Below are 14,028 nucleotides of genomic sequence, written 5' to 3' on the forward strand. Positions count from 1 at the left end.
TGCTTTGGCTGTCACCCTCCTTTTATCTCCTCAGCATACTTTCTGATACACCACCAATTCGTCTATTATCAAAGTGATGAGATTGCTTTTGAGGGTTTTAAATCTGGGCAATATCGTTTCCGTCCGGAAAACAAAGCCTCTAATTGGGCCACCGGTTACAATTTCCCAGCCGTCAAAGCAGGTCTGATTAATAAAGAAACCATCAGCAGCGAAAATCCAGTACCGATGCAGGGTCTGGTGATGAATATGCGCCGGCCACTTTTTCAAGATATTCGCGTCCGTCAAGCATTGAGCAAGGCTTATGACTTTGAATGGATGAACAGAACTTTATTCCATGGGCAGTATGAGCGCTTGCAAAGTTTTTTTCATGGCTCAGAGCTTGCTGCAACTGGTACGCCATCTGCGGCTGAGATGCAGGTATTAAGCCCATTGCTCGCCAAACTTGAACCGAGTCAGCGGCAAGCAGTACTAGACGAATGGCAATTGCCAACCAGCGATGGTAGCGGATTTAATCGTGAAGGATTGTTAAAGGCGCGGCAGCTGTTACTAGATGCGGGTTTTTATTATGATGATATGAAGTTGTATCAACCAAACGGCAAGCTTGCTCAGATTGAGATTTTGATGACAGGCGAAACCATGGGGCGTGTATTATTGCCTTATATCCGTAATCTAAAGCGTTTGGGCTTTGATGCGAGCTTACGTCAAGTCGATGGGCCGCAATATTACGAGCGCATACGCCGTTTTGACTATGATATGGTCGTCGATGTCTTCGCCCAAAGTCTATCACCTGGTGCTGAGCAAGTGGGTTTTTGGGGCAGTGCCGCTGCTGATGAAGCAGGTAATCATAATACTATCGGTATTAAAAATCCTGCGATTGACAGTGTTATTAAAAAACTGGGCGACGCTAAAAATCGCGATGAGATCGTCTTATATACGCACGTACTTGATCGCCTGCTACGGGCAGGACATTATTTAGTCCCTTTATACGGCAAACCTAGCACCAATGTTGCCTACTGGAATCAATATCGTCATACTGCAAAACTCCCGACCAATGCTATCGGTATCGATTATTGGTGGACAGATAAAGAAGCAGAAGCTCGCGTTAATCTATACTTAAAGCAATAGTTTAAAATAATGGCTTAAAACAGTTATTTAAAAATTATCATTTAAACCAGTAAATAAAATCGTGTTTCATTTGGTTTTTAAAATTTAATAAAAAACATCAGTAATAAAGACAATCACTGCTAAGGATTTTATATGAGTATTCGTATTCACCCCATTAAAGCGTTCAATGACAACTATATTTGGACACTCATTAATGAAAATAATAAGCAGGCGATTGTCATTGATCCGGGTCAAGCCGAGCCAGTTATCGCCTATTTAGAAGAAAACGGCTTAGAGCTGACGTCCATCTGGACCACACATCATCACCATGATCATATCGGAGGCGTCGCCGAGCTACAAGAATCTTATCCAATGACTCATTTGGTTGCGCATACCGAGCACAATGTCGATGAAGATCAAACTATTAAAGACGGCAGTACGGTCAGTGCTTGGGGCTGTGCCGCGCAAGTATGGGATGTGTCCGGTCACACCGCAAGCCACGTGGCATATATTTTGGATATCGATGGACAGAAGCATTGTTTTTGCGGTGATACCTTGTTTAGTGCCGGTTGCGGACGCGTCTTTACCGGCACGATTGAGCAATTGCATGACAGCTTTAAGCGTTTAAATGGCTTGCCAGCCGAGACATTGCTGTATCCAGCACACGAATATACTGCCAGCAACTTACGCTTTGGTTTGTCTATCGAGCCTGACAATGCGGCGATGCAGCAAGCGCTGGCTCAAGCAGAAGAAAAAACCGCTCAAGGTATCCCGACGCTGCCAGTCACTTTAGAGCATGAACGCGCAATCAATGTGTTTTTGCGTACGCAAGAATCGAGTGTGATCGCTGGTGTTAAGTCTAAGGTAAATATCGATGACGATAAGTCTTTGACCGTATTTGCCGAGTTACGTGAGCTTAAAAATAACTTCTAAATACTAAGTTGTCATCTCTCTTTATTTTAGGAAGCCGTCGTTATGGGTCGTTATATCTTGAAAAGGTTACTGCTGATATTACCGACGCTTTTTTTGATATTACTCGCAAACTTTGTGATTGTACAAGCAGCGCCTGGTGGTCCTGTCGAGCAGCAGCTGGCGCTTATCGAACAAGGCGCAAAAGACAATGTGCTTGGTGGTAATATTGGCGCGGGCAGTGCAGGCAACAACAGCACTTATCAAGGGACACGCGGTTTATCAGAGGAGATGGTGGCGGCGATTAATGCTCAATATGGCTTTGATAAATCGGCACCAGAGCGTTTTTGGCTGATGCTAAAAAATTATGCCCAGTTGGATTTTGGTGAGTCGTTTTTTAAAGGTCAGACGGTGACCGACCTGATTATAGAGAAACTACCCGTATCGATCTCGCTAGGGCTTTGGAGTACGCTGCTGATTTATATGATCGCCATTCCACTCGGGGTTTATAAAGCGATGCATCATGGTTCAGGGATTGATAAAGCAACAGCCATGCTGCTTGCTATCGGCCATGCAATACCCGTTTTTGTATTTGCTGTCATATTACTGGTGTTTTTTGCTGGGGGTAGCTACTGGAACATTTTTCCACTGCAAGGATTAACTTCCGAGAATTTTGATCAATTAAGTGCGCTTGGTAAAGTGAAAGATTACTTTTGGCATCTGGCATTGCCGCTCTTAGCAAGTACCGTTGGTGGTTTTGCTGGCTTGACCTATTTGACCAAGTTTAGTTTTTTGGAAGAGCTGGGTAAGCAATATGTGCTTACCGCGCGAGCAAAAGGTTTGGGCGAACGGCAAGTGTTATACGGTCATGTGTTTCGTAATGCCATGCTGATTATTATTGCTGGTATCCCAGCGGCTATCGTTGGGATTTTCTTTGCCGGTAATTTTCTCATTGAAATTATCTTTAAGCTTGATGGTTTGGGGTTGTTAGGTTTCGAAGCTATTCAGCAGCGTGATTATCCGGTGATATTTGGCACGCTGTTTATCTTTACTTTGCTCGGATTATTATTGCAGTTAATTAGTGATTTGAGTTATCACTTAATTGATCCGCGTATTGATTTTGAGGGGCGCTAATGTCAAGTCATCCATTATCCTCAACGCCCTCAACTGCCTCTTCTATTCCACTAGAAAAAAAACGCCGCCTAAATCCTATTTGGCAGGCACGCCTAAACCGTTTTCGTCACAATCGCCTTGGAGTGATATCGCTATTTATTTTTGCCCTGATATTTGTTATTTGTATGGCAGCCAATGTGATTGCCAATGACAAGCCGCTACTGGTGCAGTATCAAGGTGATTATTATTTTCCCGTACTAAAAGCCTATCCCGAAACGACTTTTGGCGGGGTGTTCGAGACCGAAGCCAACTATAAAGACCCTGCGGTACAAATGCTGATTGATGAGCAGGGCTTTTATATTATGCCGCCCATCCCTTTTGCTGATCAGACACCGAACGTTGAGCTAGGAATTCCATATCCAGCCGCGCCCAATAGCCAAAATTGGCTTGGGACAGATGATTTGGGTCGTGATGTGCTGGCGCGGATACTTTACGGCATGCGGGTATCTTTGTTGTTCGGTCTGGCCTTGACGCTAGCAGGCGCGCTTATTGGTATTATCGTTGGTGCGATACAAGGTTATTATGGTGGTTGGGTAGATTTAGCAGGGCAGCGCTTTATGGAAGTATGGGGCGGTATGCCGCAGCTGTTTATGATTATTATTTTGGTCAGCTTGTTTAGCCCTAGTATTACTATGCTATTTGCCATGATGTTGTTATTTGGTTGGATGGGCTTGGTCGGTTTGGTGCGGGCTGAGTTTTTGCGTGCCCGTAACTTTGACTATGTGCGTGCGGCGCGTAATTTGGGTGTGTCGGACAGTCAAATCATGCTCAGACATATTATGCCCAATGCCTTAGCGTCAAGCTTGTCACAGCTGCCGTTTATATTGACTGCTAATATTATTGCTCTGACGGCATTGGATTTCTTGGGTTATGGTTTGCCGCCTGGGTCGCCGTCGCTCGGCGAGCTGATGGTACAAGGAAAAAACAATCTTGATGCACCTTGGCTTGCGCTATCGGGATTTTTTAGTCTAACCTTTATTTTATCATTGCTAATCTTCGTTGGCGAAGCGCTGCGCGATGCGTTTGATCCGAGGCGTTCCTGATATGAAAACCGATAATATGATAAGCGCTAATATGGCAACTGCTACTGATAAAAATAACCTTTTAGGCGAAAGTCATAGCAATGTAAAAAATAAGCTAATGCTAGCAGTAGATAAACTTAGCATCGTCACTGATGCAAGTGTTGTTCTAGTCGATAAACTATCATATGAGCTGAGACAAGGACAAACCTTGGCCATCGTTGGTGAGTCAGGCTCGGGAAAATCTATCGCCAGTCTGGCGCTATTGGGGCTGTTACCCGATAATTTGAGCATTAGCGGTGAGGTAAAGCTAGCAAGCTCAACAGGGTTGACGGCACTACCAATAACCAATGCCAATGTTAGTGCTAATGCACGTAATGCTGCGCTGCGCTCTATCCGCGGACAGCGTATCGGCATGGTGTTTCAAGAGCCGATGACGGCATTAAACCCGCTACATACCGTTGCCAAGCAAATCGCTGAGTCTCTTCGTCTAAGCGGTGTACCTAAGAAACAATGGCGCGAAAAAAGTATCGCTTTGTTAGCTGATGTTAATATCACTGATCCTACTGATAAACTAGGTCGCTATCCACATGAGCTATCAGGCGGTCAACGCCAGCGCGTAATGATAGCAATGGCGTTGGCGCAACAGCCCGATATTTTAATCGCTGATGAACCAACCACGGCGCTAGATGTGACTTTGCAACATGAAATCCTTAAGCTGTTAGATGATCTTAAGCGTCAGCATAATATGGCGATGGTGCTTATAAGCCATGATTTGAATTTAGTTAGGCGCTACAGTGACGACGTCATCGTCATGCGCCAAGGGCAGACGATTGAGCAAGGGCAGACGGCAGCAGTATTTAACCAGCCTAAAGCCGAATATACCCGCTCGCTGATTCAGCAAGACTTTGGGCAAGCGCTAAACTTTTCTAATGACGAGCAAAGTCAGCAATCAACTGTATTGCAAGTAAATAACCTACAAGTAAAGTTTGCAATTGAAAAAAGCTTGTTTGGCGCAACCAAACGTTGGTTTGATGCAGTAAAAGACGTCGACATGACGTTACAAAAAGGGCATGCGCTGGGTATCGTTGGTGAGTCAGGCTCTGGCAAAACGACGATTGCCCTTGCCTTAAGTCAGTTACTTAGCAATCAAGCACGTGTCAGTGGACAGATAATAATCAATGGACAAGAAGTTACAACCTTGTCAAAACGTGAGCTGCGTCAGTTTCGCTCGCAGATTCAAATGGTATTTCAAGATCCCTTTGCTAGTATCAACCCTCGTATGACAGTGATGCAAATCGTAGAAGAAGGATTGCTAGTACAAGGCGTTGATAAGGTAGCACGCCAGCAGGCGGTAATGGACAGTCTTGCTACCGTGCATTTGCCAGCTGATTTTTCCCAGCGTTATCCGCATGAGCTCTCAGGTGGTCAACGTCAACGTGTGGCATTGGCGCGTGCCCTGATTATGCGGCCAAGTCTATTGATATTAGATGAGCCGACTTCGGCGCTTGATAGCACCACCCAGGTGACTGTCGTCAACTTGCTACGAGAAATTCAACAAAAATTGCAAATCAGTTATGTCTTCATCAGTCATGATTTAAAAGTAGTGCGCGCCTTATGTCAGTATATTATGGTGCTCAAAGACGGAATGTGTGTTGAGTCTGGGCGTACTGAAGATGTTTTTAATAACCCGCAGCATCCCTATGCTCAGCAATTATTGCAGGCGAGTATGCTTTAGCTTATACAGACAGCGACAGCCTTAAATAATCAGAACATAGCAGTTCATAGTAATCACAACATCCTAAAAAAGACGGTGATACAATAAGTTAAACAGACGTTCACTTTAGTTAAATGCATAAATTTGTTTAATTTTTAGTTAAAGAGCAGTTTAAATCGCTGCTTTAAATGGTTGCCATTGCTATTATTACCGTCATTAAAAAGGATTTTTACCCATGAAAAAACACAATAGTATCTCTAAGCTAGTAAGCAATAACCCGTTGCAATATGCCGGTTATTTAGCAGTTGCCAAAACTCGCGCCAAAGCACTAAAAGCATTTGCTTACGTTGTACCTATTAGAAGACCGATGTTATTTGTCGGTGAGAGCTCTTGCGATGAGCTATGCGATATGGCCATTAATGAAGGTAGTAGCAATGTGTTTATCGTCACTGACGCCGTGCTCAATAAGCTTGGTATACCCGCTAAAATTACTGATTACTTAGACAAAAAAAATATTAGCTATACCGTCTATGATGGTATTACCCCAGACCCTACTTTTCAGGTTGTCGAAGAGGGATTACGTAAATCTGTAGAGGCTAAGTGCGATTCGATCATAGCTATCGGTGGTGGCTCGGTGATTGATGCCGCCAAGATGATTGCCATGTCTCAAGGCAATAACTGCAAGCCAAAACAACTTATGGGTATTCTTAAAGCCAGAAAGCCTTCTGTACCGTTATATTGTGTGCCTACGACTGCGGGTACTGGCTCAGAAGCAACGCTTGGCGCAGTTGTATCAGACGACAAAACTCATCAAAAATCCCTGTCTATCGACCCCAAAATGGTGCCACTAGCGGCGGCGATTGACCCTGTGATTATGAAAGGCATGCCTGCGCATATTACCGCTGATACCGGTATCGATGTCTTAACCCATGCGTTAGAGGCATGGATGAGTGCCAATGCTAGTGTCGAGACTGATTATTATGCTGCCTCTGCTGCCAAATCTGTCATGCAAAACTTACCGCTGGTTTATAAAGATGGCGGCAATCTTAAAGCCAGAGAAGAGATGGGTATCGCCGCTCATTACGGCGGGATAGCCTTTAACAAAGCTGGTCTCGGTTATGTCCATGCCATCGCTCACCAGTTAGGGGCTTACTACCATATTCCACATGGTCGTGCCAATGCCATCGTGCTGCCATATGTCCTCGATGTAAATCGTAAAGCCACTAAAAAACGCTTAGCTGAATTGGCTAGAAAAACGGGCATGGTACAAGTAGGTCAGGCTAGCAGTAGTGATAGCGATATAACTGATCATCTAATCGCCCAAGTACGCGATTTGATAGCAAGCTTAAATATCGATCCAATGGTTAAAGGGATGCAGAGCAGTGATTTTGATAACATTGCTAAAGCAGCGGCAAAAGAAGTCAGTGACACCTATGCCGTGCCAACGTATCTATCCGCATCTGAAATTAAAGGTATCCTAACGAAGATTAAGCAGGCTAGTGATGAGTATGCGGGTAGTGAGTCTAAGAGTGATAAAGTCGCTTAGCCATAATAAAAAAGTCACTAAAAGAAAAAGCACCTTACTTTCATAGTAAGGTGCTTTTTTATGTTTCTAAACAGCTAAATTAAAATGCTGGACGGCGTTTTGGCACAGCGTCTAAAAACTCATTACGTGCTTGGTTGTCGTGTACATACTCACCTAACATCGCTGTACTGCGCGTGGTCGAATGCTGTTTGTTGACACCGCGCATCATCATGCACATGTGCGCTGCATCCATGACGACCGCTACACCGCGGCAGCCAGTCACATCCATAATCGTTTGCGCCACTTGTTCGCTTAAATTCTCTTGAATTTGTAAGCGACGAGCAAACATATCGACGATACGGGCGAATTTTGATAGCCCTAAGACTTGACCATTTGGTAAATAGCCAATGTGCGCGACACCATGAAACGGCAACATATGATGCTCGCATAATGAATAAAATTCAATGTTTTGCACCAAGACCAATTCACGATTGGTCGATGGGAAGACCGCATCATTGACGACTTCATCCAAGCTTTGATGATAACCCTGAGTCAAGTGAGCAAAGGCTTTTGCTGCACGCATTGGGGTTTCTTCTAAGCCTGGGCGCTGTAGGTCTTCGCCAGTCGAGGTAATAAGCTGGCGATAGGACTCGATGCTTTCTTGATAATCTGATGTTATTGTTGGGGTATTGCTCATAAGTTTGGCAGCCATCCAAAATGTGGGTGTAGCTTAACGCTAAATCCTTAATTACAAACAACGCTTGTAAAGGATTTTTATAAAAATTGTGCAAGCTGGAGGGTTGTGATTATACTTGAAAATAGCTCAACTTCATACCGTTATGGATAAACCCTTTCAGCTAATTAAAGTAATACTGTCTGAATATTTGTATATATAAAATACCATTTAGAGTGATACAAGAAAGTATCATTAATGAACGACAGGGCTCTGTTTAGGTAGCTATAGTTTACGACTGTTTACTTAAACTGATTCGTGTATAATATAGCAACTTTTATATTTTTATTTGCCATTTTTATACCGGCTCATTTTACCGAGTTTTAACCGTTCAACAAGGAAATATTATGCTACTACAAGGACAACGCTTTGTCGTCACCGGCATCGCCAGCAAACTTTCTATTGCCTGGGCAATCGCTGAAGCCTTACATCGTGAAGGCGCATCGCTGATTCTTACCTATCCCAATGATAAAATCAAAAAACGTGTGGATATGGCCGCGGAAAAGTTCGAAGCAGATTTAGTTCTTGAGTGTGACGTGGCGTCTGATGAGTCGATTGCTGCATGTTTTGAGCAAGTCACTGCCCATTGGGGTGATGGTATCGATGGGGTGGTACACGCAATTGGCTTTGCACCGATGGATCAGCTGGATGGGGATTTCGTCAACGCAACGACCCGTGAAGGTAGCCAAATTGCTCATGACATCTCAAGCTATAGCTTTGTGGCATTAGCAAAAGCCTCACGTGAGTTGTTGGCAATGCGCCACGGCTCGATGCTGACCTTGACTTATGAAGGTAGTATTTCAGTCTTGCCAAATTACAACGTCATGGGTATGGCAAAAGCCAGTCTTGAAGCGAGCGTGCGCTATCTTGCTACTTCTATGGGCGGTGAAGGGATTCGTGTCAATGCGATTTCTGCTGGTCCTATCCGTACGCTTGCTGCCAGTGGTATCAAGTCATTCCGTAAAATGCTTGATGTCAGTGAAAAAATTGCCCCGCTACAGCGTAATATTACCCAAACTGAAGTAGGCAATGCTGCCCTTTTCTTACTATCACCTTGGGCGTCTGGTATCACTGGCGAGATTATGTTCGTTGATGCAGGTTTTAATACCGTTGCTATTAGCGAGCAATTAATGATGCTTGATGAACAGAAATAATTAAAGGTATTTCTCAATAATGTATATTGAGAAATAAGGAAGACAGCCAATCGGTTGTCTTTTTTAGTTATACTATGGGCTTTTTTGGTGATGAGCCTTTAGGCGACAAATATGATAACCAGACTACCAAGATGGATATTGTGGGGCGGCGCCGTGCTGGCGTTTAGTGCAGGCTGCGTCAATACAGCCGCATTGATGGGTTTTACCAACTTATCTGTCTCTCATGTGACGGGCAATGTGAGCTTGTTTGCCGCGGCGGTTGCTTATCTAGATGCTCGTAGTATCTTGTTTATTGGTGCGATATTGCTGTCTTTTTTGGCAGGGGCAATATTGAGCGGTTTTGTCATTGGTCAGACGTCATTGACACTAGGCAGGCGTTACGGTAATGCTCTTTATATTGAAGCAGGTTTATTATTGCTCAGCTATTGGTTATATCAGCAGCACGATTATCTAGGGCAGTTGGCTGCCGCGATGGCTTGTGGGTTGCAGAATGCGATGGTCGCGACTTATAGCGGTGCAGTGATTCGTACCACACACTTGACCGGACTGACCTCGGATATGGGCGCGGCCATCGGTAATTGGCTGGCAGGTCGTTCGATTAGCAAGCCGACATTAGGCTTTCAAGCGATTATTTGGTACTGCTTTTGCGGTGGTAGTACGGTCGGTGCGTTTTTATATGCCAAAGTGGGCTATGGCGCGTTGTTTTTACCCATTACTATTGTTCTCACTGCCGCCTTTGTTTATAACTATGTGTCAGACAATCTGCCAGAAAAAAGACAACCGAGAAAACGTAAAGAGCGCTCATCTAATTGATGAGCGCTCTTAAGTTTGTTGGCTAAGTAGATTACTTATCATCTTCCTTATGGTCCTCGTGTTCGTGCATGCCTTGCATCATATCCAGTGCAGAGTCATCAGTACGCTGCTGGTCCTGTTTGGACAGTCCATCTTGATTGATATCTTTTCGTGCCATTTTAGTAGTCGAGTCGGTTTTGTTTGAATCTGTCATAAAGTGCTCCTGTTTGTTTTTATTAACCTTCCAATAAAAGCGCCAATAAAATATGCTTGCTGTACATTTTATCCTACGCATTTTATTACGCGTCTTATACTGGTGTTTAGTTTTTTACTGATTTAGTATGGAATAGCACCATGACGTTGTACAGATACGATGTGCGCTTGTTTAGTGACGTTGTGTAACTATGCATCACAATGGTTGCTACTACCTAACGATGGATAATTATAAGAGTATACTCAGAATAGTAAGTTGTTAAATTTAAAGCACTACTAAAAGCATGGCTCAGTATGGGTTTGCAAAAGACTTTGCCAAATGATTTTTCTGCTATATATCTATTATGATAGCGGCGTATCTTTTTGGGTTGATGGCTAAATGATCACTAAAACACGTCGGTATATATAAGTTTCTTCCCCTGTCTTTAAGGAAATAAGGACATTTTATGTCAGAGCAAAAGCTAGATAGCCATCTACCTGATGATGGCAATGAGTATTTATTTACCGATACCTTTCCGAAGGGCACAGGTAAAGGGTTGATCGTTGTTGCCGTTGCAGCGATTATTAGTATGATCATCTACAACGTATTACCGTTCGATATCAATGCCAATAAAGGCTTGGCGATGTTGTTCTTTATCGGCGTGTTGTGGCTAACGGAAGCAGTACATGTGACCATCACCGCGCTCTTAGTGGTCGTGGTTGGTGCATTGATTGGCATTCCAGAGTTTGATGCCAAAATAGGCTTGCAGAGCTTTGCCAGTCCGACGATTTATTTATTCTTTGGTGGTTTTGCTCTGGCAGCGGCGTTGCACGTGCAGCAATTAGACAAGAAAATTGCCCTAAAAATACTATCGATGTCAGGCGGCAAGCTAGGCACGGCGGTATTTTTGATATTTGGGGTGACAGCGTTTTTGTCAATGTGGATATCGAACACTGCCACAGCGGCTATGATGTTGCCGTTAGCACTCGGTATCTTGACCCAAGTTGACCGTGAAAAAGATCGCGGCACTTTTGTGTTTGTACTACTGGGTATTGCTTACTCAGCAAGTCTTGGTGGCTTAGGAACTATCGTTGGTTCACCGCCCAACGCCATCGCTGCAAAAGCGCTTAATATCGCTTTTGTTGATTGGATGAAGTTTGGTGTACCGATGATGTTGGTGTTACTACCATTATTGCTCGGTGCGATGTATCTGTTCCTAAAGCCCAACCTAAATCGTAAAATTGTCATGGTTGAAGACGAGCCTATCGCTTGGAATAAACCGCGTGTGGTGACGATTATCGTCTTTATTATCACCGCATTAAGCTGGATATTTTCTAAAAAAATTGGTGCCGCGCTTGATATTACTGATACTGATGCGATTATTGCCTTATCAGCCGCAGCGGCAGTAGTCAGTCTGGGTTTGGTGTCATGGGAACAGGTCTCTGATAACACCGATTGGGGCGTACTCATGTTATTCGGTGGCGGTATTGCGCTATCGACGGTTTTAAAGGTATCAGGAGCTTCCTTGGTACTTGGTGAGACGGTGGCCAATGCATTATCATCTGCACCACTCATCATTGTGATGATTGCCATATCGGCATTTATTATATTTTTGACGGAGTTTGCTTCTAATACGGCTTCTGCTGCACTATTGGTGCCAGTGTTCGCCGCGATTGCTGAACAAATGGGATTGCCACATGAGGTGTTGGTATTGGTCATCGGTATCGGTGCGTCGTGTGCCTTTATGCTACCCGTTGCCACACCGCCAAACGCCATTGTGTTTGGTACTGGGCTCATTAAGCAGTCAGAGATGATCCGTACAGGTGTCATTTTGAATATTATTGCCACAGTTGTAGTAGGGCTGTGGGCGTATTTCTTCTTAATATAGCTTAGCAACCCCAATAGTTGTGATTAACAATAACCCGATATTTAAGTGATCCTTGAATATCGGGTTTTTCATTTACTAATAACTATAATGCCTGTATAAAAGACGTATCGTTTGTTATCTTGCAGCTATGAGCACTCGAATCGGCTTTAGCAATATAGGCAATTCTAAATAAAATAGATACGTTGGCAAGTTGGTAACCACGTGCTACTGTTATAAATTTTTCTTATTTGCGGTTCGCAAGCGTGACAGAGGCTACGAAAAATCTACTCCAGTAGCACTCGCATTGGTTTTAAAGTGAATCAGCCATAGTAAGTAACGTCATCTCATTAAACGGATTTAATAAATTGGCACAATGGCTCGTAAAAGCAATCATTTATTTACTCATCGCTATGATGGCGCTACTGGTTGCTCTCGTAGCCTTTTATTGGGCGCCTGATCGTAGCGTGGCTGAACTCAAGCAATGGCAATTGCCTAACAGCGAGTTTATAGACGTGCAAGGGATGCAGGCTCATGTTGTACGGTCAGATAAATGTGATGTGTATCGTAGCCAAACCACAATCGATAAAGCAGTTAACACTGGAGCATCGCTACCGGAAGCGTTGGTTTTATTACATGGGACATCAGCAAGTTTGCATACGTGGCAAGGCTGGACGAAAGCATTAAGTGCTAACTATTGTGTCGTTAGTATGGATTTGCCTGGTTTTGGTTTAACAGGCCCATATACCGATGCGACGACAAAGTATAGTAGCGCTAATTACGCTAAATTTGTCATGCAAGTGCTCGATCATCTCAACCTAAATCAAGTGACAAAAGTGACATTGGCAGGTAATTCTTTAGGGGGTAAAGTCGCTTGGCGTACAGCGGCTCTATATCCTGAGCGCATTGATAAACTGATCCTAGTTGATGCCGTTGGCTATCCAGCGACGCCCAAGCAGGTGCCAATGGGCTTTAAACTAGCGAAATATCCAGCGTTGACGCCTATTTTAACCCGGATACTGCCGCGAGATGTGGTCAAAAAAAGTGTGCTAAGTGTGTATGCTGATGATAGCAAAGTCGATGAAGCGTTGGTTGATCGATATTATGATTTGACGCTGCGCCAAGGCAACCGCCAAGCATTGAATCGTCGTCTACAAGAGACAGATAGTACCAGTAACCAAGCGCAAATAAAAAAGTTGAATTTGCCAACCTTAATCATTTGGGGCGTACAAGATGATTTGATTCCCGTCGAAAATGCGACGCTTTTTCATAAAGATATTGCCAATAGTCAGCTTAAGATATTTGATAATTTAGGGCATGTGCCACATGAAGAGGATCCTATCGCCACTGTTAACGTGGTCAAAGACTTTTTAGCACAAACCGAGTAGGGTTGTCGACTATTGATAGTAATTTTTTATGGCAGCTATGTCGGTTATCTAAGTATTAACAATCTAAGGAAGGGGTTATAGTATGGCTTTAAATATGTATTACAAAAACGGCATGATTCGTAAAATACACTGCCAAATCACTGATGATTTAGTGCCCACCCTTTATCAGGTTCATGATAGTGCTAAGTTTCCACAATTAACGTGGCTAATCGATAATCTGTATGAAAATCCGCAGATTCAACCTGCTATCGCTCGCGCATTAGCTGATGAGATGGTAGCGTTTGAGACCTTAATACTTTCGCTGCATCTGCCTTTTCCTAGGATACCTCTAAAAAATATGCAGACTTTCTTTACTGGAGCTGCTACTAGGGGCTGTATAGAATTCAAATCAGCGGCAGCCAGATAAAGACACAAGCGAGAATTACGGCAGCCTCATAGCTGGCTTTAAGCTTATCAT

General features: G+C 43.7%; 13 protein-coding genes. 11 read left to right on the top strand and 2 right to left on the bottom strand.

The genetic code is table 11. The features are described from left to right. The 6 genes from EI161_RS10270 to EI161_RS10295 form a co-directional block, all read left to right on the top strand. The coding region (locus EI161_RS10270; protein WP_225735334.1) for an ABC transporter substrate-binding protein at window positions 1–1,125 on the top strand (1,125 nt) is incomplete at its 5' end. A 132-nt stretch (window positions 1,126–1,257) separates the two neighbouring features. After that, window positions 1,258–2,037 carry a hydroxyacylglutathione hydrolase gene (gene gloB, locus EI161_RS10275; protein ID WP_192522405.1) on the top strand — a complete coding sequence of 260 codons (780 nt, stop codon included), beginning with the start codon at window positions 1,258–1,260 and terminating at the stop codon, window positions 2,035–2,037. A 42-nt stretch (window positions 2,038–2,079) separates the two neighbouring features. Beyond that, a complete protein-coding gene (yejB, locus tag EI161_RS10280) occupies window positions 2,080–3,147 on the top strand; it encodes a microcin C ABC transporter permease YejB (protein ID WP_101212607.1) in 1,068 nt (355 codons plus the stop codon). Continuing rightward, window positions 3,147–4,229, top strand: coding sequence for an ABC transporter permease (locus tag EI161_RS10285; RefSeq protein ID WP_192522406.1), 1,083 nt, complete (start codon window positions 3,147–3,149; stop codon window positions 4,227–4,229). Before yejB ends, EI161_RS10285 begins: the two co-directional genes overlap by 1 nt. A gap of 31 nt (window positions 4,230–4,260) precedes the next feature. Continuing rightward, entirely contained in the window at window positions 4,261–5,943 is a 1,683-nt protein-coding gene (locus EI161_RS10290; protein ID WP_225735336.1) for an ABC transporter ATP-binding protein, read from the top strand. Between the two features lie 214 nt (window positions 5,944–6,157). Beyond that, window positions 6,158–7,468 (top strand): iron-containing alcohol dehydrogenase, encoded by a 1,311-nt coding sequence (locus EI161_RS10295; RefSeq protein WP_192529518.1) that lies wholly within the window; start codon window positions 6,158–6,160, stop codon window positions 7,466–7,468. 79 nt (window positions 7,469–7,547) lie between these two features. Here EI161_RS10295 and folE read toward each other — a convergent pair whose 3' ends face one another. Beyond that, the gene (gene folE / locus EI161_RS10300) at window positions 7,548–8,144 is read right to left on the bottom strand and encodes a GTP cyclohydrolase I FolE (RefSeq protein WP_192522408.1); all 597 of its coding nucleotides are present in this window, start codon (window positions 8,142–8,144) and stop codon (window positions 7,548–7,550) included. Window positions 8,145–8,527: 383 nt separating this feature from the next. On the opposite strand from folE, the gene EI161_RS10305 reads away from it, so the two are divergent. Together EI161_RS10305 and EI161_RS10310 are read left to right on the top strand one after the other, a co-directional pair. After that, window positions 8,528–9,334, top strand: coding sequence for an enoyl-ACP reductase (locus tag EI161_RS10305; protein WP_192522409.1), 807 nt, complete (start codon window positions 8,528–8,530; stop codon window positions 9,332–9,334). 111 nt (window positions 9,335–9,445) lie between these two features. Further along, window positions 9,446–10,147, top strand: coding sequence for a YoaK family protein (locus tag EI161_RS10310; protein WP_192522410.1), 702 nt, complete (start codon window positions 9,446–9,448; stop codon window positions 10,145–10,147). A 31-nt stretch (window positions 10,148–10,178) separates the two neighbouring features. Here EI161_RS10310 and EI161_RS10315 read toward each other — a convergent pair whose 3' ends face one another. After that, entirely contained in the window at window positions 10,179–10,340 is a 162-nt protein-coding gene (locus EI161_RS10315; RefSeq protein ID WP_192522411.1) for a hypothetical protein, read from the bottom strand. Between the two features lie 445 nt (window positions 10,341–10,785). On the opposite strand from EI161_RS10315, the gene EI161_RS10320 reads away from it, so the two are divergent. The 3 genes from EI161_RS10320 (at window position 10,786) to EI161_RS10330 (ending at window position 13,977) form a co-directional block, all read left to right on the top strand. Then, the gene (locus tag EI161_RS10320) at window positions 10,786–12,207 is read left to right on the top strand and encodes an SLC13 family permease (protein WP_192529519.1); all 1,422 of its coding nucleotides are present in this window, start codon (window positions 10,786–10,788) and stop codon (window positions 12,205–12,207) included. Window positions 12,208–12,551: 344 nt separating this feature from the next. Further along, window positions 12,552–13,571 carry an alpha/beta fold hydrolase gene (locus EI161_RS10325; protein ID WP_225735335.1) on the top strand — a complete coding sequence of 340 codons (1,020 nt, stop codon included), beginning with the start codon at window positions 12,552–12,554 and terminating at the stop codon, window positions 13,569–13,571. Window positions 13,572–13,653: 82 nt separating this feature from the next. Continuing rightward, entirely contained in the window at window positions 13,654–13,977 is a 324-nt protein-coding gene (locus tag EI161_RS10330) for a hypothetical protein (RefSeq protein WP_192529520.1), read from the top strand. The last annotated feature ends 51 nt before the right edge of the window (window positions 13,978–14,028 follow it).

The organism is Psychrobacter sp. FME5 (assembly GCF_014861375.1).
Classification (GTDB): domain Bacteria; phylum Pseudomonadota; class Gammaproteobacteria; order Pseudomonadales; family Moraxellaceae; genus Psychrobacter.